This is a genomic window from Mesorhizobium sp. WSM3868 (genome assembly GCF_002294785.1).
Classification (GTDB): Bacteria; Pseudomonadota; Alphaproteobacteria; order Rhizobiales; family Rhizobiaceae; genus Mesorhizobium.
The window spans coordinates 13,010-38,301 of the sequence record NZ_NSGB01000017.1; the positions used below are offsets into that span (position 1 = coordinate 13,010).

At 63.3% G+C, this 25,292-nt stretch carries 23 protein-coding genes; 9 read left to right on the forward strand and 14 right to left on the reverse strand.

Annotated features, from left to right (window positions below):
• Positions 1-77 precede the first annotated feature (77 nt).
• The 7 genes from CK221_RS23145 to CK221_RS23175 all read left to right on the forward strand — a co-directional run bounded on the left by CK221_RS23145 (position 78) and on the right by CK221_RS23175 (position 7,180).
• Positions 78-1,106, forward strand: coding sequence for a sulfate ABC transporter substrate-binding protein (locus tag CK221_RS23145; RefSeq protein ID WP_095779394.1), 1,029 nt, complete (start codon positions 78-80; stop codon positions 1,104-1,106).
• A gap of 109 nt (positions 1,107-1,215) precedes the next feature.
• Positions 1,216-2,067 carry a sulfate ABC transporter permease subunit CysT gene (cysT, locus tag CK221_RS23150; protein ID WP_095779395.1) on the forward strand — a complete coding sequence of 284 codons (852 nt, stop codon included), beginning with the start codon at positions 1,216-1,218 and terminating at the stop codon, positions 2,065-2,067.
• A complete protein-coding gene (cysW, locus tag CK221_RS23155; RefSeq protein WP_066990548.1) occupies positions 2,060-2,944 on the forward strand; it encodes a sulfate ABC transporter permease subunit CysW in 885 nt (294 codons plus the stop codon). The genes cysT and cysW overlap by 8 nt, the downstream gene beginning before the upstream one ends.
• 52 nt (positions 2,945-2,996) lie before the next feature.
• Positions 2,997-4,037, forward strand: coding sequence for a sulfate/molybdate ABC transporter ATP-binding protein (locus CK221_RS23160; RefSeq protein WP_066990546.1), 1,041 nt, complete (start codon positions 2,997-2,999; stop codon positions 4,035-4,037).
• Positions 4,038-4,236: 199 nt separating this feature from the next.
• Positions 4,237-5,226 (forward strand): sulfate ABC transporter substrate-binding protein, encoded by a 990-nt coding sequence (locus tag CK221_RS23165; RefSeq protein WP_066990543.1) that lies wholly within the window; start codon positions 4,237-4,239, stop codon positions 5,224-5,226.
• A gap of 257 nt (positions 5,227-5,483) precedes the next feature.
• Positions 5,484-5,933: an Rrf2 family transcriptional regulator gene (locus CK221_RS23170; RefSeq protein WP_013530871.1), complete on the forward strand. Its 450-nt coding sequence runs from the start codon at positions 5,484-5,486 to the stop codon at positions 5,931-5,933.
• Between the two features lie 95 nt (positions 5,934-6,028).
• Positions 6,029-7,180: a hypothetical protein gene (locus CK221_RS23175; protein WP_095779396.1), complete on the forward strand. Its 1,152-nt coding sequence runs from the start codon at positions 6,029-6,031 to the stop codon at positions 7,178-7,180.
• 83 nt (positions 7,181-7,263) lie between these two features.
• On the opposite strand, the gene CK221_RS23180 is transcribed toward CK221_RS23175, so the two are convergent.
• The 10 genes from CK221_RS23180 to CK221_RS23225 all read right to left on the reverse strand — a co-directional run bounded on the left by CK221_RS23180 (position 7,264) and on the right by CK221_RS23225 (position 19,707).
• Positions 7,264-7,746, reverse strand: coding sequence for a gluconokinase (locus CK221_RS23180; protein ID WP_095779397.1), 483 nt, complete (start codon positions 7,744-7,746; stop codon positions 7,264-7,266).
• An 80-nt stretch (positions 7,747-7,826) separates the two neighbouring features.
• Positions 7,827-8,813, reverse strand: coding sequence for an ABC transporter permease (locus CK221_RS23185; protein WP_095779398.1), 987 nt, complete (start codon positions 8,811-8,813; stop codon positions 7,827-7,829).
• On the reverse strand, positions 8,810-9,790 hold the full coding sequence (locus CK221_RS23190) for an ABC transporter permease (RefSeq protein ID WP_066990536.1): 981 nt from the start codon (positions 9,788-9,790) through the stop codon (positions 8,810-8,812). Before CK221_RS23190 ends, CK221_RS23185 begins: the two co-directional genes overlap by 4 nt.
• On the reverse strand, positions 9,787-11,334 hold the full coding sequence (locus CK221_RS23195) for a sugar ABC transporter ATP-binding protein (protein WP_066990533.1): 1,548 nt from the start codon (positions 11,332-11,334) through the stop codon (positions 9,787-9,789). The genes CK221_RS23190 and CK221_RS23195 overlap by 4 nt, the downstream gene beginning before the upstream one ends.
• Positions 11,335-11,409: 75 nt before the next feature.
• Positions 11,410-12,534: a sugar ABC transporter substrate-binding protein gene (locus CK221_RS23200; protein ID WP_066990529.1), complete on the reverse strand. Its 1,125-nt coding sequence runs from the start codon at positions 12,532-12,534 to the stop codon at positions 11,410-11,412.
• A gap of 295 nt (positions 12,535-12,829) precedes the next feature.
• Entirely contained in the window at positions 12,830-13,858 is a 1,029-nt protein-coding gene (locus tag CK221_RS23205) for a LacI family DNA-binding transcriptional regulator (protein WP_067328901.1), read from the reverse strand.
• 192 nt (positions 13,859-14,050) lie between these two features.
• On the reverse strand, positions 14,051-14,833 hold the full coding sequence (locus CK221_RS23210; protein WP_066990523.1) for an ATP-binding cassette domain-containing protein: 783 nt from the start codon (positions 14,831-14,833) through the stop codon (positions 14,051-14,053).
• Positions 14,826-17,075 carry an ABC transporter permease gene (locus CK221_RS23215; protein ID WP_095779399.1) on the reverse strand — a complete coding sequence of 750 codons (2,250 nt, stop codon included), beginning with the start codon at positions 17,073-17,075 and terminating at the stop codon, positions 14,826-14,828. Before CK221_RS23215 ends, CK221_RS23210 begins: the two co-directional genes overlap by 8 nt.
• An 80-nt stretch (positions 17,076-17,155) precedes the next feature.
• Positions 17,156-18,238, reverse strand: a complete 1,083-nt coding sequence (locus CK221_RS23220) for a substrate-binding domain-containing protein (protein WP_066990516.1) — start codon at positions 18,236-18,238, stop codon at positions 17,156-17,158.
• Between the two features lie 236 nt (positions 18,239-18,474).
• Complete coding sequence (locus tag CK221_RS23225) at positions 18,475-19,707, reverse strand: MFS transporter (RefSeq protein ID WP_066992282.1); 1,233 nt, start codon at positions 19,705-19,707, stop codon at positions 18,475-18,477.
• Positions 19,708-19,901: 194 nt separating this feature from the next.
• Between CK221_RS23225 and CK221_RS23230 the strand changes: the two genes are divergently transcribed.
• Positions 19,902-20,189 carry a DUF3175 domain-containing protein gene (locus tag CK221_RS23230; RefSeq protein WP_095779400.1) on the forward strand — a complete coding sequence of 96 codons (288 nt, stop codon included), beginning with the start codon at positions 19,902-19,904 and terminating at the stop codon, positions 20,187-20,189.
• 46 nt (positions 20,190-20,235) lie between these two features.
• On the opposite strand, the gene CK221_RS23235 is transcribed toward CK221_RS23230, so the two are convergent.
• Together CK221_RS23235 and CK221_RS23240 are read right to left on the reverse strand one after the other, a co-directional pair.
• Positions 20,236-21,012, reverse strand: a complete 777-nt coding sequence (locus CK221_RS23235; RefSeq protein ID WP_095779401.1) for a FadR/GntR family transcriptional regulator — start codon at positions 21,010-21,012, stop codon at positions 20,236-20,238.
• A gap of 101 nt (positions 21,013-21,113) precedes the next feature.
• Positions 21,114-22,010 carry an NAD(P)-dependent oxidoreductase gene (locus CK221_RS23240; RefSeq protein ID WP_095779454.1) on the reverse strand — a complete coding sequence of 299 codons (897 nt, stop codon included), beginning with the start codon at positions 22,008-22,010 and terminating at the stop codon, positions 21,114-21,116.
• A 156-nt stretch (positions 22,011-22,166) separates the two neighbouring features.
• Between CK221_RS23240 and CK221_RS23245 the strand changes: the two genes are divergently transcribed.
• Positions 22,167-23,105 (forward strand): NAD(P)-dependent oxidoreductase, encoded by a 939-nt coding sequence (locus CK221_RS23245; protein ID WP_095779455.1) that lies wholly within the window; start codon positions 22,167-22,169, stop codon positions 23,103-23,105.
• An 18-nt stretch (positions 23,106-23,123) separates the two neighbouring features.
• Here CK221_RS23245 and CK221_RS23250 read toward each other — a convergent pair whose 3' ends face one another.
• Both CK221_RS23250 and CK221_RS23255 read right to left on the reverse strand, forming a co-directional pair.
• Positions 23,124-23,891: a FadR/GntR family transcriptional regulator gene (locus CK221_RS23250; RefSeq protein ID WP_095779402.1), complete on the reverse strand. Its 768-nt coding sequence runs from the start codon at positions 23,889-23,891 to the stop codon at positions 23,124-23,126.
• 170 nt (positions 23,892-24,061) lie between these two features.
• Positions 24,062-25,051, reverse strand: coding sequence for a sugar-binding protein (locus CK221_RS23255; RefSeq protein ID WP_066992270.1), 990 nt, complete (start codon positions 25,049-25,051; stop codon positions 24,062-24,064).
• Positions 25,052-25,292: the final 241 nt, after the last annotated feature.

Genomic DNA, 25,292 nt, shown 5'->3' on the forward strand with positions numbered 1-25,292 from the left:
GAGATGAAAAAGGCAACATTCAGTGCATCTAATTTCTATAAATTCGCTAGAGTTCGGGCCGTTCAACGGAGGCGGAAATGACCAACCCTCATTTCGGGAAACTGCTCGGCGCGCTGGTCGCCACATCTGTCCAGTTCGGCACCCTCGGTTTCGCGTTTGCCGATACGACCATTCTCAATGTGTCCTACGACCCGACCCGTGAGCTCTACAAAGCCTATGACGAGGCCTTCGCCGCGCACTGGAAGGCGGAGACCGGGGAAACCGTTACCATCCAACAGTCGCATGGCGGATCCGGCGCCCAGGCGCGAGCCGTCATCGACGGTCTCGACGCCGATGTCGTGACGCTCGCGCTCGAGGGCGACATCAACGCCATTGCCGCAAAGACGAAGAAGATCAATCCGGACTGGCGCACGAAGTTCGAGAACAACTCGGCCCCCTACACCTCGACCATCATCTTCCTGGTGCGCAAGGGCAATCCCAAGGGCATCCATGACTGGAGCGATCTGGTGAAGGACGGCGTCCAGGTAATCACGCCGAACCCCAAGACCTCGGGCGGCGCGCGCTGGAACTACCTCGCCGCCTGGGCCTATGCCAATGCCAATGACGGCAATGACGAAGCCAAGACCAAGGAGTTCGTCGGCAAGCTCTATGCGAATGTCCCGGTCCTCGATACCGGTGCCCGCGGCTCGACCGTGACCTTTGCGCAGAAGGGGCTGGGCGACGTGCTGATCGCCTGGGAGAACGAAGCCTATCTCGCGCTCGATGAATTCGGCGCCGACAATTTCGACATCGTCTACCCGCCGACCTCGATCCTGGCCGAGCCGCCGGTCGCCGTCGTCGACGGCAATGTCGACGCCAAGGGCACCCGCAAGGTCGCCGAGGCTTATCTGAGCTGGCTCTATTCGAAGGAAGCCCAGACCATCATCGCCAAGAACCACTATCGTCCGGCCAAGCCCGACCTGGTGCCTGCCGAGGATCTCGCCAAGCTACCGGCAATCAAGCTCGTCACCATCGACGATCCGCAATTCGGCGGTTGGAAGAAGGCGCAGCCTTATCATTTCGGCGACGGTGGTATATTCGACCAGATTTACAAGCCCGCCCAATGAAGCATGGCGGCCATGGGCCGGATGAAACCTGATTGGGTCTATTGTACGAGTGCCCGAGCCGAGGCGAAGGGCACTCTGGTCTGAGTAAGAAGGGACGATCCAGAACAGCATGAACACAGCACCCGCCAAGGCGGGGTGGCGGTTCAGACAGCCGAGTGTCATTCCGGGCTTCGGATTGACGCTCGGCTTCTCGCTTGCCTACCTGACGCTTATCATCCTCATCCCGCTTTCGGGGCTGGTCTGGCGTTCGGCCGCGCTCGGCTGGACCGACTTCTGGGCGATCGCCGTCGACCGGCGCACCCTCAATGCGCTGAAGATCAGCTTCGGCACCGCCTTCCTGGCCGCCGCGATCAACGTCGTCTTCGGCACCATCGTCGCCTGGGTGCTGGTCCGCTACCGGTTCCCCGGCCGCCGCATCGCCGATGCGATGGTCGACCTGCCCTTCGCCTTGCCCACCGCAGTCGCCGGTATCGCGCTCACCACGCTCTATGCGCCGAATGGCTGGATTGGCCAGCTTCTGATGCCACTCGGCATCAAGGTCGCCTACACCCCGCTCGGCATCGTCATCGCCTTGGTGTTCATCGGCCTGCCCTTCGTGGTGCGCACCGTCCAGCCGATCATGGAGGAGCTCGACAGGGAGGTCGAGGAAGCTGCCGCCACGCTTGGCGCCAACCGCTTCCAGACCATCACCCGCGTGCTCTTCCCGGGACTGGCGCCGGCCATCGTCACCGGCTTCTCGCTCGCCTTCGCGCGCGGTGTCGGCGAATACGGCTCGGTCATCTTCATCGCCGGCAACCTGCCCTTCAAGTCGGAGATCGCGCCGCTCCTCATCGTCATCCGGCTCGAGGAATACAATTACGAGGCGGCGACCGCGATCGCCGCGATCATGCTGGCGCTGTCCTTCGTGATGCTTTTGGTCGTCAACCTCGTCCAGACATGGAGCCGCAAGCGCTATGGCTGATCCCGAGATCAAATCCTACGAACCGCACCACGAAAGCCAATCGGCCGCGGTGACCGAAAGCCGGCCGGTGCGCTGGGTGGCGATGGGAATAGCCTTCTCCTTCCTCGCCGTCTTCCTGCTTCTGCCGCTGATCGTTGTCTTCCACGAGGCGCTTAGCAAAGGCATCGGCGCTTACACGGAGGCGCTTGCCAGCCCCGACACGCGCTCGGCGATCCGCCTGACGCTGCTGGTGGCGGCGATCTCCGTGCCGCTCAACCTCATTTTCGGCATCTCGGCTGCCTGGGCGATCGCCAAGTTCGAGTTCAAGGGCAAGGCCTTTCTGACCACCCTCATCGACCTGCCGTTCTCGGTGTCGCCCGTCATTTCCGGCCTGGTTTATGTGCTCCTCTTCGGGGCGCAAGGCCTGCTCGGCGCGTGGCTGAAGGCGCATGGCATCGTCATCCTGTTCGCCGTGCCGGGCATTGTGCTCGCAACCATCTTCGTCACCTTCCCCTTCGTCGCCCGCGAGCTGATCCCGCTGATGCAGGAACAGGGCAATGGCGACGAGGAGGCGGCCCTGTCACTCGGCGCCAATGGCTGGCAGGCCTTCTGGTATGTGACGCTGCCCAACGTCAAATGGGGCCTGCTCTACGGCGTGCTACTCTGCAACGCGCGCGCCATGGGCGAGTTCGGCGCCGTGTCGGTGGTCTCAGGTCACATTCGCGGCCTCACCAACACCATGCCGCTGCATGTGGAAATTCTCTACAATGAGTATAACGCCGTCGGCGCCTTCGCAGTCGCTTCGCTGCTTGCCGGCCTGGCGTTGGTGACGCTGGTCTTGAAAACACTTCTGGAGATGCGCTACGGCGCCGAGATTGCCGCGACGCGCGGACATTAGATGCATGCCGCCCGAAACCGCATAGCATGCATCAGTTGATTGAGGGATCTGTATGGAAGTTCGCGTTGTCAACGTGCGCAAGGAGTTCGAGCGGTTTCCGGCGCTCCACGACGTTTCGCTCGACATCAGGTCGGGCGAGCTTATCGCGCTGCTCGGGCCATCCGGTTCCGGCAAGACGACGCTCCTCCGCCTGATCGCCGGCCTGGAGCGGCCCACCAAGGGCGCCATCTTCTTCGGCGAAGAGGATGCCTCGCAGAAGTCGATCCAGGAGCGCAATGTCGGCTTCGTGTTCCAGCATTACGCTCTGTTCCGCCACATGACGGTTGCCGACAATATCGGCTTCGGCCTCAAGGTCCGGCATGGCGCCGCGCGTCCCTCGGCGCAGGAGATCCGCCGCCGTGCCTCGGAACTCCTCGACCTCGTCCAGCTGTCGGGGCTGGAAAAGCGCTATCCGGCACAGCTTTCCGGCGGCCAGCGCCAGCGCGTCGCGCTCGCCCGCGCCATGGCCATCGAGCCCAAGGTGCTTTTGCTCGACGAGCCGTTCGGCGCGCTTGACGCGCAGGTGCGCCGCGAGCTGCGCCGCTGGCTGCGCGAAATCCACGACGCCACCGGCCACACCACCGTCTTCGTTACCCACGACCAGGAGGAGGCGCTCGAACTCGCCGACCGCGTTGTCGTCATGAGCCAAGGTCGCATCGAGCAGGTCGGCTCGGCCGACGAGATCTACGACACGCCGAACTCGCCTTTCGTCTACAGCTTCATCGGCGAATCGAGCTCGCTGCCGGTCAAGGTCGACAATGGCGAGATCTGGCTCGCCGACCGACCGGTCGGCCTGCAGGCGCCGCATGCGCCGTCCGGGGAGGCCCTGCTCTACTTTCGTCCGCACGATGTCGAGCTGCTCGACGGCTGCAGCGGCTGCATTGCCGGGACGGTCGCCGCAAGCCGCCGCGTCGCCGGCACAAGGCGGGTCGAGCTCGAGATCGGCGGCGAGCGTCAGCGCGTCGAGATCGAGCTGCCGGTCGATCATCCGGCGGCACAGAAGAGCCGGGTGGCTTTCAGGCCGAGGCGCTGGAAGCTTTTCCCGGCCTCCTGACCTGTTTGCCGCCTGCCGCTTCCGGGCGCGCGGCAGTGGCCCCGATGAATCAGGTTGGAAGAAAATCCTAGCAAGCGGCTGTTCGGGCGGGAGATTTTCCCGCTGCTCGTGCGTCCCCCGGACCGCGTGCCTCGCGCAGCCAGGCTTTCCTTTTTATGGTCACACCATAGTTCTGATTGTCTGGAGGAGGACCGTTTTCATGAAGCGCTTATTGCTGGGTATTGCCACGCTTGCCGGCTTCGTCGTCCTCGCGTCCTCCCAAGCCTGGTCGGCCGACAAGCTGCTCAATGCCTCCTACGACGTCGGCCGCGAATTGTTTGCCGACATCAACAAGGCTTTCATCGCTCAGCATCCCGGCGTGACCGTCGATCAGTCCCACGCCGGAACCTCGGCGCAGGCTCGTGCCATCGCGGAAGGTTTGGCAGCCGACGTCGTCACCTTCAACCAGGTCACCGACGTCGATTTCCTGGTCAAGAGGGGTCTGATCTCCGCGGACTGGCAGAAGGATTTCCCAGACAACGCATCGCCTTTCTATTCGCTGCCGTCCTTCCTTGTTCGTGCTGGCAATCCCAAGCACATCAAGGACTGGAACGATCTGGTGCGTGACGACGTGCAGGTGATCTTCCCCAACCCGAAGACATCAGGCAATGCGCGCTATACCTATCTCGCTGCCACCGCTTACGCCAAGGAGGCCTTCAAGGGCGACGACGCCAAGGTGAAGGAGTTCATCGCCAAGCTGTTCGCCAACGTGCCGATCTTCGACACCGGCGGCCGCGCCGCCACCACCACCTTCGTGCAGCGCGAGATCGGCGACGTGCTGATCACCTTCGAATCCGAAACGCGCGGCATCCGCAGGGAATATGGCGACGACAAGTTCGAGCAGGTCACGCCTTCAGTCAGCCTGCTGGCCGAATTCCCGGTGGCGATCGTCGATAAGATCGCCGACGAGCACGGTAGCCGCGATCTCGCCAAGACCTATCTCGAATTCCTCTATTCGCCCGAGGGCCAGGACATTGCCGCCCGCAACGGCCTGCGGGCCCGCGACGCAGCAGTGGCCGCCAAATACAAGGCCGAGTTTCCCGACGTGCGCCTGTTGACGGTAGACGAGGTCTTCGGCGGCTGGGACAGGGTGCAGAAAGAGCATTTCGCGGCAGGCGGCTTGCTCGATCAGGCCTATGGCAGCCGGTAGCGCTTACAATCAAAAGAAGTGGCAAGCCGTCATCGCCGTCGCCATCGCCGGCTTTTTTCAATCTGGAGCCGGCATCACTTTGCCGACGAAATCAACGCGGCCAATGTGAAAAACGTTACGAAGAATCAAGGCGTTTGTGCCTAAACCTGTGTCGAAGAATTGTTGTGCCAAACCGCGTAGCGCGGCCAAACTGTCATGATTTGCACACAAACAACCGCCAGATGCAGGCGATTGGGGTTTGATAAACTGAATCGGGCATGCTGACCAAAAAAGGCAAATACGGCCTCAAGGCCCTCGTGCATCTTTCCGGCCTGCCGGCTGGCCAGCTTGCATTCGTCAACGACATAGCGGTCGCAAACAACATCCCGAAGAAGTTCCTGGACGCCATCCTGGGCGAATTGCGCAATGCCGGCTTCGTCCAGAGCCGCAAGGGCAAGGAAGGCGGCTATCGCCTCGCCAGGCCCGCTTCCGAGATCAAGATCGGCCATGTCGTGCGCGTGCTCGACGGGCCGTTGGCGCCGATCCCTTGCGCCAGCCGCACGCAATATCAGCGCTGCGAGGACTGCGACGAGGCGACGTGCCAGGTCCGTCACATGATGCTGGAAGTGCGCCAGGCGATCGCCGAGGTGCTCGACAACCGCAGCCTTGCCGCCATGCGCGACGCCGACAACGACGATTTCCCGGTCGAACTCACGTCGCAGATCTGATCGCTCAGCCGCGCCGCCTCGCCGTTGGTTGTCTGTCCGCGACAGACGCTGTAAATCGGCTGACGGATGTATGAAGGTTTGGGGGTATCTGACGCATGAGGCTGCCTCGGCTTGGCAAGTCCCGCAGGGCCAACCGGCAACCGTCATCCGCCAGCGTCTATCATACCGAGATCATCGCCGACGTTGCAGTGCCGGAGCGCGGCGAGACCGTCCGCTTCTTCAGCCGCAAGCTCCTCCGCCCCGGCAAGTTGCGCAGCGTCTCCAACAAGGATCTGCGCGAAAGCCTGCTTTCCTTGTTCTATCTCGGCGTGGCGGCGGTGTTGCCGGTAGCCTGGTGGGCGCCGATCTGCGATTGGGTTTCGACGCTTCGACGCAAGCGTCATTTTCGCAAGGATTTCGCGCGCTATGACGTGGCGATCAAAGCGGTGCTTGGCGATGATGCCGACACGCGAAGCCTTTTCAGGGGACATCTCGCCGCCGCGCATCGCCGCCGTCTGATGCTTGCCGCTCATCTGGCGCCTGGCAGGCGCTGGTCGCCGGCAATCCGGCTGGAAGGCATCGACGGCTTGCGCGAGGCCTTGCAGCGCGGCCGCGGCGCCATCGTCTGGTGCGATCAGTTCATCGCCCAGACCATCATGGGCAAGCGCGCCCTCTTCGAAGCCGGCATCGAAGCGCACCAGGTGAGCGTCAACTTTCACGGCTTTTCGGAAAGCAAATTCGGCCTGCATGTGATCAACAGGCCGCTGATCGAGGTCGAAAACCGGTTTCTGAAGAGCCGCATCGTATTCGAGCGCGCCGACGCCTACCAGGTTACGGCGCGCATCCAGAAGACGCTGAAGGAGAACGGAGTCGTGCTGATGACCAACACCATCCACGCGGGATCTACCTTCACCGAGAGCGCCATGGGCGAGCGTGGCTGGACCCACCTCGCCTCGGCGCCGGCGAATTTTGCGGCGCGCGCCGGCGCTGCGCTGTTTGGCATGTCGACCCTTGAGACTGTGCCCTTTCGCGAATACCGGGCGATCGTCAGTCCCGAACTGAAGCCCAACGCTGCCCAGCCTGCATCCCGGCCGGCAAAGGACGTGGCGGCAAAGAACTTCGTTCTGCAAGCGGCTTATATCCTGCTCAAGCGCGACCGGCTGCTGGAAGCGGTCAAATCGTATCCCGAGCAGATGATGGCCTGGTCCAGCGCCAACCGGCTCACCGGACAACAGGATCAAGCCGCGATCGGCGGCGACGCCGCATAATGCATTTCCCCCAGACTCGCAGCGGTTTTGCGTCAACGACATGCATCAGAACGAAGCCTGAAAACTGCGTCGCCTGAACCTGTTCAGCTCGAGGGGCTTGAGCTCAGTGCTTGCTTTAGGATGGCGGCGACGCTCCGCGCGCCATCCGCCGTCACCGCCGCTTCGTCCGGCTCCGGTTCTTCCAAGGTCGCGAACTGGCTGTCGACCAGGCTCGCCGGCATGAAATGGCCTTTGCGCCCCGACACCCGTCGCCAGGCAGTCTCGCGATCGATCTTCAGATAGAGGAAGACGATGCCGGGGCAAAAGCTGAGCAGCCGGTTCCGGTAGCTGCGCTTCAGCGCCGAACAGGCCGCCACCGGCTTGTGTCCCTCGCCGACGGAAGCTGCGATGCGCTCGCCGATGGCATCGAGCCAACCCTCGCGCAACGCATCCGTCAGCGGCGCGCCGCGCGCCATGCGCGCCACGTTTTCTGGTGGATGCAATAGGTCGCCCTCGATGAAGACCGCGCCCAGCGCCTCGGCCAGCGCTTCGCCGATCACCGACTTGCCGCAGCCGGCGACCCCCATCACGACTACGGCCGGCGCTGACCGGATGTCGTTCAATGGAAACCTCCGACGGCTGTGGCCTTGCGATCCTTCATCCACAATCAGCGGCTTGCCGGCGCACGGCCATAGAGCAAAAGCATGGCCACGATCACGACGCCGTAAATGATCTGCCGCCCCGCCTCCGGCATCTGCATGACCGAGAGGATCGATTGCAGCAGCGTGATCAGGATCACGCCGGCGACGGTGCCGAGATATGAGCCGCGGCCGCCGAGGATCGAAGTGCCGCCCAGCACCACGGCGGCGATCGACGGCAACAGATAGGCGTCGCCCATCGACTGCGCCGCCTTCGATGCGTAGCCCGCGAGCAGGACGCCCCCGAAGGCCGAGAGCCCGCCGGAGACGGCAAAGGCAATCAGCACGACGCGGCGCGTGTCGATGCCGGAAAGATAGGCGGCGCGCTCGCGGTTGCCTATGCCGTAAACGACGCGGCCGAAGGAGGTGCGGGTCAGCACGAAAACCATTGCCGCCCCTATCAGCGCCCAGATGATCACCGCGTTCGGCACCCCCGGAATGGTAAAGCCGGTCGCAAGGTAGCGCATCGCCGCCGTCGCCGAATCCTGCGGCGAGAACCCGCCCGTGTAGACCACCATCAATCCTTGCGCGACGGCGTTGGTGGCTAGAGTGATGATCATCGACGGAATGCGCAGATAAGCCACGCCGACGCCGTTGACGATGCCGATCGCGACCCCGCACAGAACGCCGAACGGGATGGCGATCACGACGCCGACTGGACCGTAGGCTGCAGCGGCACAGGCCATCATCGCGCCGGTCGCTACCGACCACGGCACCGAAAGGTCGATCTGGCCGAGCAGGATCACCAGCATCATGCCGGTGGCGATCACGCCGAGGAACGACGCGACCTTCAGCTGCTGCAGGAGATATTCCGGCGAGAGAAAACTGCGCGAATAGAGGCTACCGAGCAGAAGCAGGATAACGATGCAGGCAAAGGCGGTCGCCACCGCCGGATCGGCGCGGCGGATGAATTTCGGCATGCGGCTGGCGATGCCGCCAAGCGTCGTTTCGCTCACAGGAACCACTCCAGCCGGTTGCGCACCCGAAACAGCGCGAAGGCGCCGAGGCTGACCGCGATCAACAGGATGATGCCCTGGAACAGCGGCTGCCAGAGCGGGTCGAAATCGAAGACGAACAGCAGGTCGCCGATGGTGCGGAAGGCGAGCGCTCCGAAGATCGCGCCAATAGCGCTGCCTTTGCCCCCGAACAGCGAGACGCCGCCGAGCACAACTGCCGCGATCGAGAACAACGTATAGGCATTGCCGCTCGCATAGGCAGCCTCGCCCGTATAGGTAAAGAAGGTGAGGAACAGGCCGCCAATCGCGGCAAGCAGTCCGGCCAGCGTGTAGGCAAGGAACTTGCCCCTGCGGATCGGCACACCTGACATATAGGCGGCCGTCTCGGACGAGCCCGCAGCGTAAGCGGCGCGGCCGAGCTCGGAGCGGCGGAACGGCACCCACACGACAAGCACGACGACGAACAGCGCCATCAGGCTTGCCGGCACGACGCCGAAGAAGCGCCCTGTCAGGAAATCGGCGACGTCCTCGTTGACCGATCCGCCGGGAACCGGTCGCAAAAGCAGCGCGAGACCGAAATAGACGGCGCCCGTGGCTATCGTAGCGACGATCGGCTGCAGGCGCCCGTAGATCACGATGGCGCCGTTGATCGCCCCGCAGACGAGCCCGGTGCCAAGCACAGCCACCAATCCGAACGCCGTCTCGAGACCCGTGCCGATGACGAGCCAGGAAGCCATGCAATTGGTCAGCGTGAAGATCATGCCGACCGAGAGATCGATGCCGGCGGTGATCACAACCAGCGTTTGCGCCATCGCCACGAAGGCAAGCAGAACGCCCTTGTTCGCCGCCGTCTGCACGACATTGGCCGTGAAGCCGGCTGGATGATTGCCGCTGTAGATCGCGAACATGACGATGAAGATGGCGAACGCCAGCAGCGTTCCGCGCTGTTCGGCCAGCCAATAGCGCCAATCCTTCACGCGCCCTCTCCTTGTTCTGCCCGCCCGCTGCCGCCGTGGATATTCAGCGCGCTGGCGATCAGCGCGTGCTCGGTGATATCGGCGCCAACCAGCTCGCGCTTGATGGCCCCGTCATAAAGCACGAGCACGCGGTCGCAGCAGCCGATCAGCTCGTCATAGTCGGTCGAATAAAACAATATCGCGGCGCCGGCGTCGGCGAGCTTACGCATCAGCTGATAGAGCTCCTGCTTGGTGCCGACATCGATGCCGCGCGTCGGATCGTTGAGCAGAATGATGCGCGGCTGCCGCATCAGCCATTTGGCGATCACCACCTTCTGCTGGTTGCCGCCGGACAGCGCGCCGACTGGGATATCGAGCCCCGCCGTCTTGATGGCCAGCAATTCAACCATGTCATCGATCAGCCGCTGCTCGGCGGCACGGTCGATGACGCCGGCCTTTGACAGCCTGTCGAGTGCTGCGAAGGAAAGGTTCTCGCGCACCGTCATGGGCAGCATCAGCCCTTCCGTCTTGCGGTCTTCCGGGATCAGCGCCATGCCGATACGGTCATCGCTGGCGGCTGCCGGGCTGGCAATCGAAACCGGCTTGCCGTCGACCAGGATCTGCCCGGAAAGACCTCGCAGAACGCCGAAGAACGCCAGCAGCAGCTCACGCTGACCCTGGCCGTCGAGCCCGCCCAATCCTACGACCTCGCCGGCCGCAACCGAGAGCGAGATATTGTCCAGCCTATCGCTCCAGGACAGGTTGCGCGCCTCCAGCACAGGAGCCGCAACCGTCTGGGGCCTGGTCGGCTTCGGCGGAAAGATGTGGCTGTATTCCCGGCCGATCATCAGCTCGACGACTTCGTTGTCGCTCTTCGATCCAGCCCGATAGCTGGCGACATTGCGGCCGTTACGAAACACCGTGCACTGGTCGGCAAGCTCGGAGATCTCGTTCATTCGGTGGGAGATATAGAGCAGCGCCAGCCCTTCCTGGCGCAGCCGCTTCAGCACCTCGAAGACCTTCGCGACATCGGCGGCCGTCAGCGCCGACGTCGCTTCGTCGAGGATCAGGATGCGCGGCTTCCTGGCCAACGCCTTGGCGATCTCGACCATCTGTCGTCGCGAGAGCGGCAGGTCCTTGATCAGCGCCAGGGGGTGAATATCGGCGGCACCCGCGCGGCCAAGCGCCTGTTCCGCGAGGCGCCGTTGCGCCTTGCGGTCGATCATGCCGAAGCGTTTCGGCGGGTCGGATATGACGATGTTGTCGGCGACGCTCAGCTCCGGAATGAGCGACAGCTCCTGGAAGATGCAGACGATGCCGGCCTGGTTTGCCGCGGCGGGCGAAGCAAATGTCACCTCGCGGCCGTCCAGGGTCATGGTACCTTCATCCGGCGCGACGACACCGGCCATGACCTTGATCAAAGTCGATTTGCCGGCGCCGTTCTCACCGAGAATGGCGTGGATGCTGCCGGCCGTGACGGTGAGATCGGCCTTTTCCAGGGCGCGCACGCCGCCATAGCGCTTGGATATGCCTTCCATGCGGAAGAGCGGAGCCGCGCCGTTCATCAGCCCTCCCCAGGCCAGTTCGTGATTGGCATCAAGCGGCCGGCGTCGCGGCTTCCGCGACGCCGGTCCGTCAGACTATTTGTTTTCCTTGGTCTGGCCCATGATTTCCTGCGCGGTGAAATTGATGCCGCAGGTCGGGAAGGAATTGCCGACGAAGAAATTGTCGGACTGATCGGGGAAGTAGTCCTGCCCTGCCTTGAAGTTCGGATCCTCGACGATGGCCAAAGGCAGCTTGACCGACTGCGGCACGACATTGCCTTCGAGCGCGGCAATCGCCGTCTTGATGGCAACGGCAACCTGCGCCGGGCCGGTACCGGCCGACGAACATTTCAGCCCGTCCGCCGCATGCGCCGCGCAGAATTTGCGGAAGCCGTTTTCCGTCTCGCCGCCGAACGGCACGAACGGATGCTTGGCGTCGATCATCGCCTGCACGATGCCGGTATCGCCGCCTTGCCCTGTGATGCCGTCGAACGGTCCGCTGGTGGCGATCGCGTCGGCCGTGGCTTTCTGCGCCACGCCGTCGTCCCACTTGCCGACGACCTCGGTGACATCCCATTTCTTGCCCGACGCGTTGAGAACCTCGTGAATGCCATTGTGCCGGTCGGTATCGACGGAGGTACCCGCGACGCCGCGCACCTCAAGCACTTTGCCGCCGTTCGGAACGTGCGAGACCAGCCATTTGCCCCACAATTCGCCGAGCCCCTTCTGGTCGACATTGACGTTGATGGCGTCCTTGGTGTCGAGGATGTTGTCGAAGGCAACCAGGATGACACCGGCTTCCTTGGCGCGCTTGATCACGGGTCCGAACGCGGTCGGGTTCTGGGCGTTGACGACGATCGCGTCGAAGCCGGAATCGATGAAGTTATTGATCGCCGAGATCTGCGCCGGCACATCCTCGCCGGTCGATACGACCTTGAATTCCTTCAGCTTCTTGGCGACGTCCGGCTGCGCGGCATAGGCTTTGGCCGTCTGGATCATCTGGATGCGCCAGGTATTGGCGATATAGCCGTTCGCGAGCGCGATACGATAGGGCCCTTCCTTCTTCGGATATTTGAAGAATTGTGTGTCGGCCGCCCAGGGCGCGAAGCAGTCGGGCTCGGCCGAGGGCCCTTTGACGATTTCCGGATCGGCGATCGCCGACGAGCTCAGCATGACAAATGCAGTGGCGGCAACCACACCGCCAACAAGTGACTTGATCATCAGTATTCCTCCCAGTTGCAGTTCTGCTTGTTGATTAAGTCCTGGCGTCTTGGCCGGCACCTCCTGCCGCATCCAATCGCCTGCCGGCCGGCCTTTGCCGCCCGCTGCCTCCTCTTGCCTCGCCTGAGGGCAATTCAGCAAACTATCATATTATACATAATAAACAAGTACGGACTGTTTGCTTATGTATAATAAACAGCGCCTCGCGTCTGCCATCTTATTGCTCGACGCAGAAGATGGTAGCGCTACCATGCAAGGTAGTAAACCGGCATTTGCACAGTCGTCTTTGCGTGTTTCAACGTGCGGTGCTCTCGCGGCGAATGAGCTCGAAACCGAGATCGACAACCCTCTGCTGGGGCCTCCGGCCCGCGATCGCCGCCAGCGCCATCGCCACTGCCTGCCGTCCGATTTCATAACGATGCGTGCGAACGCTGGTGACCGACGGGAACGCCGCCTGCATCATGTCGAGGTCGTTGAAGCCGACGATGCCGATGGCCTTCGGTACCGCGATGGCGGCGCGGCGGCATTCGAACAAGACGCCAAGCGCGATGTCGTCATTGTTGCAGAAGACGCCGTCGAGCGACGGCATCTTGGCCAGAGCATCGCGCAAAAGCTCGCGGCCGAGCGTCACGCTGGACAGTAGCGGCGTGGTGGTGACCAGGCGGGGATCGAACAGGCCGGCCGACTCCATGGCCGCGCGATAGCCGGCAAGGCGCCGCTGCGAGCGCGGGTCCATGCGCGCGCCGATGAAACCGATGCGCCGATAACCTGCCTCGATCAGGTGCTCGGTGGCAGCGCGGCCACCGTCGAAATGCGAGAAGCCGACCAGCATATCGACCGGATCGTGTCCGGTTTCCATCACTTGCACCACCGGGCAGCCGGCCGTCTCCAGCAGCTTTCGCGACTGCGGCGTCTGGTCGATGCCGGCGACGATAAGCGCCGCCGGGCGCTGCGAGGCGAACAGCTGCAGCAGCCGCTCCTCTTCCAGGCCCGAATAGTGGGTATTGCCCATCTGGATGCGGAAAGGGCTGTCCGAAAGACTGTCATAGATGCCGCGCACCACTTCGGCAAAGACATTGTTGGTGAGCGACGGCACCAGCACGCCGAAGACCTCCGCGCGCGCCGAAGCCAATGCGCGCGCATTGGGGTCCGGGATGTAACCGAGCTCGTCGACGGCGACCTGTATCTGCCGGCGCAGATCTTCCGAGACCCGCCCAGGCTCGCGCAGCGCACGCGACACGGTGATCGCGCCGACGCCCGCCTTGCGCGCCACGTCGGCGATGGTCGGGCGGCCGCCGCCGCGCCGCGAGCGCGGCCTTGTCACCGCCTTGTCCTTTTTGCACGAAAGGAGCGCAGCGGCGAGTTGACGATCAACAGTTTAGCCACAGCAACCATGTTTCGCAGCCCGTCCCATTCCGGTTGGGTCGCGCAGGCCATGGCCGTTGTCAAGCCGACGAATTTTGGTTCAGCCGACCCCCGGCAGAGGCGATAAACCCCGGGGTCAATGCCTCGGCGGTCAGACCGCCCTCGCCTGATCGGCCGTAAGCGCCTGCTCCCGCGTGCCGGAGACGATGATCTCAAGGACCTCGTGCTCGTCGGTGTTCCTGACATGACGGTCGCCGACATTCTCGCCGCGCTTGAGCACCATGACACGGTCGCCTACGGCGAAAATGTCGACCAGCCGATGCGAGATGATGATCTGGGCAACACCCTGCCTTTTCAGTTCCAGCATGGTCTCGAGGAGCCTCGCGGTCGCCATCACCGAGAGATTGGCGGTCGGTTCGTCGAGGATCACGACGCGTGGCTCGAACGAAATCGCGCGGGCGATCGCCACGGATTGCTGGCGACCGCCCGACAGGCTCTCGACCTTCTGGAAAACGGAGTTCACGTCCACCTTGAGCCGCTTCAGCACGCTATCGGCTTCCGCGTACATCTTGCGGCGATTGACGAAAGGGCCTTTGCGCGGCCAGCGGCCGAGAAAGATGTTCTGGCCGACATCCATGTTTCCGCAAAGGGCGAAATCCTGGTAGATCATCTCGATGCCCGCATCGCGGCTCTCATGCGGACTCTTGAAGTGCACCGGTTGACCGGCGACGAGGATTTCGCCGGCGTCGCGCTGATAGGCGCCGGTCAGGATCTTCATGAGCGTCGACTTGCCGGCCGAGTTGTCGCCGACCAGTCCAAGGATCTCTCCGGGATAGAGCACAAGATCGACTTTCCGAAGCGCCTGAACGGCACCGAAGGCTTTTTCGATGCTTCGCATTTCCACGATCGGTTGAGGCAACGCAGCATCAGGCATGAATGGTTTCCCGGGTTCGTGCGCCTCGCGCGAGGCGGGCTCGCAGGCGACCGAAGACATTGGCCTGGCGCACCCAGATGTCGATCAGCACCGCGACAATGAGAATGACGCCGATGAAGACATTGATCCAATGCTGCGGCATGCTGAAGCCCTGGACATTGAGCTGCAGGAGCGCCCGAACGAGGGTGATCACGGCTGCACCGGCCAGAGAACCCAGCATGGTGCCGTAGCCGCCGAAGATCGACCCGCCGCCGATGATCACCGACGCGATGGCGTCGAGTTCGCGGAACTGGCCTGCAACGGGGTTGAAGCTTCGGAAATAGGCGACGTTGATGATCCCGGCCATCGTCGCGCAGAAAGCCGCCAGCATGAGCGAGATGAAGCGCGCCCGGTTGGTGTTGATGCCGGCATAGGCGGCGGCGCGGATGTTGCCGCCGGTTGCATAGACCTTTTGCCCGAACGGCGTGTAGGCGAGCACGACGCCGGCAATCACGGCGACGAAGATCATCCAGATGGTCTGCACGCTGACCACCTCGGCCAGTGTTCTGAGGATGCCATCCGGAAGCACGATGCTGAAGTGAAGGAGGATGTCATTCACCTTGCGGCCGAGCAAATTGTAGCCCTCCGGCCAGCCGGTAAGCTGCTGCCCGGCGACGAACCAGGCCGCGAGGCCGCGGGCGATGTAGAACATGCCAAGCGTTGCGATGAAGGCCGGCAGTTTCAAGCCAACGGCGACGACGGCGTTGACAAGGCCGGCAAGCATCCCCGCCAGCAGGCCCATCGCGACAGCGGTGACGGGGTCGGCGCCCAGGACCTTCAGGAAATAGGCCGCCGCACTGCCGGCGAGCGCCAGGACGGCTCCGACGGAGAGGTCGATATCGCCGGCCGCGATGACGTAGGTAAGCCCGACCGTGATCAGCGCCAGTTCCGTATAGTTGAGCAGGATCGCGAAAGTGTTGGACAGGTTCCACCAGTAATCCGGCCTGAGGAAAAGACCCGTGAGCCACAGCACCACTGTCAGGATGACGGCGAGGGCATCGCGCCGGGCGAGGAACTTGCCGAACCCGGTCGCCGACAATGCGATGTCGGTCGCCATCGCACCCTTGGTCACCACGCCCTCGAGCGCGACGCCGCCGATCTCGAAGGCCGGCGGCGGCGGCCTGCCGCGCAGCCATGCCCAGAGGCGCGCCGCGACCTGGCGGCGGATGAGATAGGGTTCGATCAGCACTGCGATGACAAGCAGCAGTCCGAGGAAGACCGGCACCGCGCCTACTGGCAGGGAGTAGACGGCGTTGACCGTCACCTCCTCCTCGCCGATCTTGATGGTGCGCGTGATCGGCAAACCCTCGCGCAGCACCTTGTCGAGCAGAACGACCAGCATGGCGCCGAGGCAGGATCCTGCGACGCGGCCGCGACCGCCTAGAATGGAAGCGCCGCCGATGATCACCGCGGCGATGACGGTCAGTTCGCCGCTGACGCCGTAAAGCGGGGTCACGCCCTTGTCCTGAGCGGCCGACAGGAGGCCGGCAACGGCGGCACAGAGCGACGAGAGCAGATAGGCACGGATGCGCACCCAGTTCGTCGGTATGCCAGCATAGACTGCTGCCTGCTCGTTGCCGCCCGTCGCAAAGGTTTCGTAGCCCCAGCGAGTGTTGGCGAGCACGTAGGCGCCGATCACGGCAACGACCGCGAAGATTGCGATCTGGTTGTTGAAGCCGAAGACGTTCGTCTCGCCGAGATGGAAGAAGAGCGGGGCCTCCTTCGCTTTGCCTGGATAGTAGATCGCCTGACCGTGCGTCAGGGCGAGGACGAAGCCGCGGCCGATTAAAAGCGTGGTCAAGGTGGCGATGAACGACGGCACTTTTAGAATGGTAACGAGCACGCCGTTGACGAGGCCGATCACCATGCCAAGAAGGACGCAGACGGTCACCGACATGACGATGCCGAGATCGGCGAAGCTTGGCGCGAACAGCCTCGCAAAAACGACGGCCACAAGGCCGTAGATGGAACCGACCGACAGGTCGAGGTCCTTGTTGATGATGACGAAGGTCATTCCGACGGCGATGATGGCGACCCGCGAGGTATCGCGAAGCAGTGCATGGAACGCCTCCGGCGAGCCGAAAAACGTCGGATTGACGGCAGCGCCGCCGAGATAGATCAGCGCCAGCAGGGCAAGCAATCCCATTTCCCAGCCGCCGACGAGCTGGGGTGGAAGGCGACGAGCGAGAGCTTCAGCGGGCATTCTTCGATAAAGGGTTCCGAAGGCCAAATGCGCGGGAGGATACCAGTTCTCCCGCGCCGGGTTCAGTGTCGCTTTGACATTCAGTTCTCGAAACGCTTGCCGACCTTTCCAACGGTCTCCTGGGTCACGAGTTGGGCGCGCGTGTCGAGATTGGCGGCCGCGATGCCGCGATCGATCTGCAGATAGAGTTGCATGACCGGATAGAAGCCCTGCAGGAAGGGCTGCTGCCCGAGCGCGCCGGTCAGGTCGCCGCTCTTCAACGCATCCTGCTGCGCCGGACCGAGGTCGAACCCATAGGCGCAGATCTTGCCGGTCTTTCCGGTTTGGGCGACGGCCTTGGCCAGCGCTGGCGTGAACACGTTGTTGCCGGCGAAGGCGCCGACAACATCACCGCGCGACTCGAACAGCGTCACGATGCCGTTCACCGGATCGTTCGGATTGGTGTCGATGCCGGTGTTCTCGGGACCTGCGTCGACCTTGAAGGCCTCGAGCTTGCCGGCATCCTTCAGGCCTTTGACGATCGCGTTGAAGGCCGCGGTGACGCGATTGTTCACCTCGATGTTGCCCATCGCGGTCGATGACGGCAGAACGATCGAGCCCTTCTCGATACCCTTGTCCGCCAGGCACTTGACGAGTGCCTCGCCGGCGATCGCCGCGGCGGAGGCGTCCTGACCGGTGTGGCTGATGCCGCTGCGGTCGAGGATCGTGCCGTCGAAGGAATTGGTCGTTGCTACCGGTATGCCCTTGGCTCCGGCGGCCTTGACGATGTCGTTATAGGCGCCGACCTGGGGCGTTGTCATGATCAGCCCGTCGATCGTCGGATCCTGCACGATCTGATTCAGGATTTCGATCTCGCGGGCCGGGTCGTCGGTCGGAGATTCCGAGCCGAGCAGCAGTATCTTGGCGCCGATCAGATTGCCGGCGGCGGTTGCGCCGACATAGACCGGATCGAAGAAGCCGTTGCCGGCCGTATGTGTGACGATGGCGAAGGTGAGATGGCCATCGGCCGAATGGAAATCCTTGGTGGTGGGGGCTTCCTTTGCGGCTTCCTCGAAGCTGTAGCCGCCGACTGCTTTCTCGACGCCGCCGGACTGCGCGAAGGCGGAGGGCACGCCGAGCAACAACGCCGCGGCGGATGCCGCGAGCGGGAAAGTACGTCTCATGATTATCCTCCCTTGCATTCAACGGGCGGAAGCCGTTCGAGCGCATTTATTCAGGAGATTTTCCGACTGCTTCCTCCCACTTTCGCAATATTCCGCCTAAAGCCTTTCCAAGTAAATAGCCTGCTGCACCCAGTATTCGGGCGCGACGTCATGCGAAAGAGCACGGACGAGTACCCACCCGACCCCTCCCTTTGCGCCGGTAGACAAGCTGCAATGGCCAGAGTTGCCGGCGGAAATCAGGCCGGCGCTTCCGCGCCTCGCCTCGCCTTCCACACAAGCAGCAAAATCGCCGCGAGATTGACCAGGTTCCAGGCGATGCCGTTGAGGAAGGCGGCGGCATAGGAGCCGGTTAGATCGTAGATCCAGCCCGACATCCAGCCGCCGGCGGCCATGCCGAAGATCGTCGCCATCAGGACGATGCCGACGCGCCGGCCGGCTTCCTTGGCCGGCATGTAGTCGCGCACGATGATCGCATAGCAGGGAACGATGCCGCCTTGCGAGAGGCCGAACACCAGCGACACCACATAGAGCGAAGCCAGCCCGTCGAAGGGAATATAGAACAGCAGTGACAGGCATTGCAGCGCCGAGCCGATGATCAAGGTTTTCACCGCGCCGATGCGATCGGCGAGGAAACCTGAGCCAATGCGGCTGACAACGCCCGCCGCCAGCATGATCGACAACATGTCGGCGCCGCGCGCGACGCCGTAGCCGAGATCCATGCAATAGGCGACGATATGCACTTGCGGCATCGACATCGCCATGCAGCAGCCGAAGCCGGCAATCACCAGCAGCATCTGCAACGCCGCCGGCGACAGCGAGATTGGCTGCGTCGGCCGGCTTCCCGGCGAGCCATGGGTAGCTTCGCGCGGCGCGCCGCGGCGCAGCATCAGCACCAGCGGCACCATGGTGGCGAGGCAGAAGATGCCGATCGCGGCATAGGTGAACCGCCAGCCTTCGCCTTGCATGACATAGGGCATCACCGTCGGCCAGACTGCTCCGGCAAGATAGCTGCCGGATGCGGCCGCGGTCACCGCGACGCCGCGGCGCCGGTTGAACCAGTGCGAGATGTCGGCGATCAACGGGCCGAAGATCGCCGATGTGCCGAGTCCGATCAGAAGCCCCTGGACAAGGGTGAACGCAAGGATCGAGCTGGTCAGCGAGGCGAGCAGGAAGCCCGCGCCGAGCGCAATCGCAGAGACGAGCGCCGGGATCCAGTAACCCATGCGGTCGATGGCGCGTCCGACCAGCATATTGCCGGCGGCGAAGCCGACCATGGTCGCGGTATAAGGCATCGAAGCCGCGGCCCTGTCGACGCCGAATTCGGCCTGCACGGCGGGCAGAACGACGACCACCGCCCACATGCCGGCGCCGCCGATCGTCGACAAAAGCATCGAGACGCCGAGCCGTATCCATGCATAGGCGCTGTCGATGCTGGGGCCATCTGCCCGGCTGGAGACGGTTGTCGTCACACCTTTCCTGTCCGCGCTTGTTGGTGATCGGGCGGTTTCCACCCCAAGTATCGGCGCATTCCCGGTGCCGAGCAGCGCCACAAGGGACAAATCCGTGGCTCCAGAAATCGGGAACCGGCCTTGCCGCCCAGAGTTCTTGCCCCAGGAGAGCGTTATGCCCAAGGGAGAGTTGTGCCCCAGGAAGGAGGTTCGCCATGACCGCCAGGAAAAAATGGTCGGCCGAAGTCACCGCGCACAGCGATGCACTGGATCTCGAGGAGCACATTTTCGAATCCGACGATGCCAAGAGGATCGCCGCGTCGCTGAAGCGCTCGGCTGAGCACAGCCATCGCCGCAAGGCAGAGCCGTTCCGGTCGGCGATGTCGATGTTGAATTTCTACATCAACCGCGCCGGCAGGAACCTGCCGGAGAAGCGCAAGCGGGTACTGGAAAAGGCCAAGGACGAGTTGCGCGTCGCTTTCGGGCGCGAAAAGGAAGACTAAGGACTTGTCGAGGTCGGACCGGGCCTCACCCGGGTATCGGTAGGCCCTAACGCGAGCGGATGACGTCGTCGGTATTCGCGAGCAGCTTGCGCACGGCGTTGCGCGCCGCATCCGGCCGCTGCAGCCGGATGTTCCTCTCGATCGCTTCGTGCAGTTTCTGGGCGTGCTGCAGATCGTCCAGCTCGCGTGTCGTATAGGCGAAGAGATGATTGAAGGCGGATTCGATCAGGACGCCCAGGGGCACTAGGAGATCGTTGCCGGAGGCCCGGAGAATGGCCAGGTGGAAGCGGGTGTCGGCGCGCGTCCGCTCCTGCAGATTGGTCGCCTCGCCCATCTCGCGGCAGGCCTGGCTGATCTCGGCCATCTGCTCATCGGTGCGCCGCATTGCGGCAAAAGCCGTCGCCTCGGGCTCGATGATGTGGCGGAATTCCTGCACCGTCTTCAGGAACACCTCGCGATCCGGCGACGTCGCGTACCAGGAAAGCACGTCGCGGTCGAGCAGGTTCCAGCGCTCCTTCGGCTCAACCCAGCTGCCGATCTTCGGACGTGATGCCAGAAGGCTCTTGGCCATCAGCATCTTGATCGCCTCGCGCACCGCCGAGCGGCTGACGTCGAAAGTCTCCGACCATTTGGCTTCGTTGGGCAGGATGGTGCCCGGCGGATAGTCGCCGCGCACGATCCGAAGGCCGATTTCGCTGGCCAGCGAGGTATGCACGCTGGCGCCAGGGATGCGCGGCGCGTCCGGCCGGCGAACGCCAGCCATACGCTCGGCGGATGCCGCTTTCGTCGGCCTCTTTTCGTTGTTCGGCTTTGCGTCCCGCATATGCCCAGAAAGTCCGGTTTTCAGAAGCTGTCAAGCGCGGCAAGGCCGGCTTTGCCGCCAGACGCCGCGCTGTGCACAGCTCAACCTATGTTTGTCGGCCCTCACGCTGTTTTGACGTATTTGCGCCAGCTGTGTTCGGGGCGGAAGCCGAGCACGTCCCGCGCCTTGCGGTTGGACAGCAGCGTCTCGAATTCACCGAGCTCGGCTTTCACCGGCACGCCTGGATAGAAACGCTTCAGGAGCTCGGCCGTCGGCAGATCGGACGAGGTCTCGTCATTGGCGGCGTTGAACACCTGATAGCCCAGCCCATCCTTCTCGATGGCGCGCAAGGCGATCTGGCCGAGATCGCGGGCGTCGATATAGCTCCAGGCAATGCGCTTGCGGAACCCGGGATCGGCAAACCATTTCGGGAACAGCGCATATTCATGCGGCTCGATGACGTTGCCGATGCGCAGCGCATAGATGTCGAAACCGCTGCGCAGCGCGAAGGCGCGCGCCGTCTTTTCGTTGACGATCTTGGACAGGGCGTAGCTGTCCATCGGATCGACGTCATAGTCCTCGTCGAGCGGGAAATGCGTCGGGTTGCGCGGCTCGTTGGCGAAGACCAGGCCGTAGGTCGTCTCGCTGGAGGCGATGATCACCTTGCGGATGCCGAGTTTCACCGCCGCTTCGATGACGTTGTAGGTGCCCATCGCGTTGATGCGGAACACCTCGTTGTCCGGGGTGATCATGATCCGCGGGATGGCGGCAAAATGCACCACGGCGTCGACCGGCTGTGCGCGCAGCGATGGATCGAATTCATGCAGCCCGGCATAGCTCGACAGCGCGTTGAACACCTGGCCGCTGTCGGTAATGTCGGTGATCAGCGTGCGCACCTTCGCGTTGTCGAGCGGCTTGGTGTCGATGTTGAGCACCTGGCAGCCATGCTCGACCAGATACTGCACGACATGGCGGCCGGCCTTGCCGCTGCCGCCGGTGAACATGATCCGCTTCGTCATTTTGCTCTCCACATTTCTCAAGGATTGTGTGTATTGTCAGACAATATGGCATTCAGCAACGGCCTGCCAACCGCGATCCGCGAAAACCTTCTCCAGCAAAGCTCGCCGGCCGGTCGCGCCGGCGCCGACCATCAGGAAAGACAGGGACGAAACGACATGACCACCACCGCTGCCCGCGAAAACATCGGTTTCATCGGCCTCGGCCTGATGGGGCATGGCATCGCCAAGAACATCGTCGACAAGGGTTATCCGCTCACCTTCCTCGGCCGCAAGAACCGCAAGCCGGCGGATGACCTGCTCGGCCGCGGCGCAAAGGAAGTGGCCACGTCCAAAGAAGTGGCAGCGGCCTCCGACATCGTCTTCATCTGCGTCACCGGCTCGCGTGAGGTCGAGGCGATCATCCGCGGTCCCGGCGGGCTGAAGGAAGGTCTGAAGCAAGGCTGCGTGGTCGTGGATTGCTCGACATCCGATCCCGTCTCCACCGTCGCGCTGGCAGCCGAACTCAGGGCGCTGGGCGTCGACTATGTCGACGCGCCGCTCAGTCGCACGCCGAAGGAGGCCTGGGAAGGCACGCTCGACGCCATGGTCGGCGCGCCCGACGCGGTGTTCGCACGGTTGAAGCCGGTGATCGACACCTGGGCCGGCCGCATCGTCCATATCGGTGACACCGGCGACGGCCACCGCATGAAGCTGCTCAACAACTTCATCTCGCTCGGCTACGCGGCCATCTATTCGGAAGCCTTGGCGCTGGCGCAGAAGGTCGGCATCTCGCCGCCCCGCTTCGACAGCGTGATCCGCAACGGCCGCATGGATTGCGGCTTCTACCAGACCTTCATGCGCTGGACGCTGGAAGGCGACCGCGACGCCCACAAATTCTCCATCGCCAATGCCTTCAAGGATTTGACCTATCTGGAATCGATGGCCGGCGCTGCCGGCATCGCCAATCCGCTTGGCAACGCCACCAAGAATTCGTTCGCGACCGCCTTCGCGGCGGGGCCGGCCGAGCAGTATGTGCCGATGCTGGCCACCCATATCGGCAGGCTCAACGGCGTCGACCTGATGCCGTCGAAGGACGGCAAAAAGCAGACGATCTGAAAGCCGCGGCCAAGCCTGTCAGCGTCTCGAGAGCTCGATCACCTCGTCGGTATTGGCCAGAAGCCTGTGCACCGCGCTTCTCGCCGCGGCCGGGCGCTGCAGGCGGATGTTCCGCTCGATCGCCTCGTGCAGCGACTGGGCCCGCCGCTGGTCGCTGTGCTCGCGCGTGACGAAGACGAACAGATGATCGAGCGCCGATTCGATCAGCACGCCAAGCGGCACCAGCAGCTCATTGCCCGAGGCGCGCAGGATGGCGAGATGGAACCGGGTATCGGCGCGCGTGCGCTCCTGGATATGCGCCGCCTCTCCCATTTCGCGGCACGCCTGGCTGATTTCGACCATCTGCTCGTCGGAGCGCCGCAGCGCCGCGAAGGCGGCCGCCTCAGGCTCGATGATATGGCGGAACTCCTGCACCGTTCTGAGAAACACCTCGCGGTCAGGCGAGGTCGCGTACCAGGCGAGCACGTCGCGGTCGAGCAGGTTCCAGCGCTCCCTCGGCTCGACCCAACTGCCGATCTTGGGGCGGGACGCGAGCAGGCTCTTGGCCATCAGCATTTTGATGGCCTCGCGCACCGCCGAGCGGCTGACATTGAACGTTTCCGACCATTTGGCTTCGTTGGGCAGGACAGTTCCGGGCGGATAGTCGCCGCGCACGATCCTGAGGCCGATCTCGCCGGCGAGCGATGCGTGCACGCTGAGGCCGGCGATCCGCGTCGCCTCGGGTCGCCGTATCGTGGCCGGCTGTGCAGGCTCGGCTAAGCGCTTTCCAGACTTTTCCCGTGGCATCCGCGTTCCGGTGCCTCCTTGTCGCGGGCTCCAAGACGCCCGCAAAAACTCTGCCGCATAAGAAGATTCTGGGCGCAAAACTCTTGGCTCCGCCGCCCCGGCAAGGCCGCGTCCATAGTCCTGGCGAAAGGTGGAGGGGCGCCCTTCGAAGGGCGCCCCGGGATCGAAGCCTACTTCTGGATGCAGGTGTCGACCGTATCCTTGGTGCATTCGTCGAGCCCGGTGAAGACCGGATCGTCGACCTTCTTGCCCTGGATGAGGTCGAGCATCACCGACGGCGCCTTGTAGCCCATTTCGAACGGCCGCTGGCCGACCAGTGCGGTCACAAGGCCTTCCCTGGCGATCGCCACCTCGTCGCCGATCGTGTCGGCGGCGCCGATGACGAACTCGTTCTTGGCGATCTTGTCGGCCATCGGCTTGAACAGGTCGCGATAGGGTTGCGGAGCGCCGAACAGCGGCCAGCCGCCCATGATGCCGAAAGCGTCGAGCTTCGGATTGGCGGCCAGGATGTCGGTCATCGCCTGCACGCCTTTGGCGCCGTCGTCATTGGTGAACACCGGGCAGCCCGCCACTTCCGTCCAGCCGCCTTCGCCGGCGAGCGCCGGCAGGCCTTCCTTGCCCGACAGCGCATCGCGCATGCCCTGCGCGCGGCGCAGGATGTTGTCGGCGGCCGGATTGCCCTCGATCGTGCAGATCGTGCCGCCATTCGGCTTGGCCTTCTTGATGTATTCGCCGATCCGCTTGCCCATCAGATAATTGTCGGTGCCGAGATAGGTCTTGCGAAGCGCGGCGTCTTCTTTGGCGAGATCGGCATCGACCGTCATGATCGGGATCGACGGATTGGCGCTCTTGATCGTCTGCGCGATCAGCGGCGCGTTGGACGGCGAGATCGCCATTGCGGCCGTGTCCGGCTTGCTCAGCATGTCCTGCACGATCTGGGCTTCGCCGGCCTCGTCCGAGGTCGATGCCGGGCCGGTGTAGAAACATTCATATTCGGAGCTTGCGTTCTCCTTGTTCCACTTCTCGCAGCCCTGATGGATGGCTTCGAAGAACGGGTTGTCGAGGCCCTTTACGACAATGACGAGCTGTTTCTTGGCCAAAGCCGGCCCGGCGCCCAGCGCCATGGCGGCGACGGCGGCGAGCAAAAGTGATTTCCTCATATCAGTCCTCCCTTGAAAACAGACGGACACGACGTGCCCGCCACACCGATCGGCCCGGATGCAAGCAACACGCGGAATAGGCTCGAAAGTTCGTGTCTCAAGCCAGGCCGACAAGCATTTGCCGATCCGTTCCAGCTCGAATGGGCGCCGGCCGGATCCTGAATCTTGCCCATCGCGTCACGCCGAGCAGCGATTTCGCGACGGAAAAATTCTTCCTCCAATGCTAGCTAATAACGGCTCG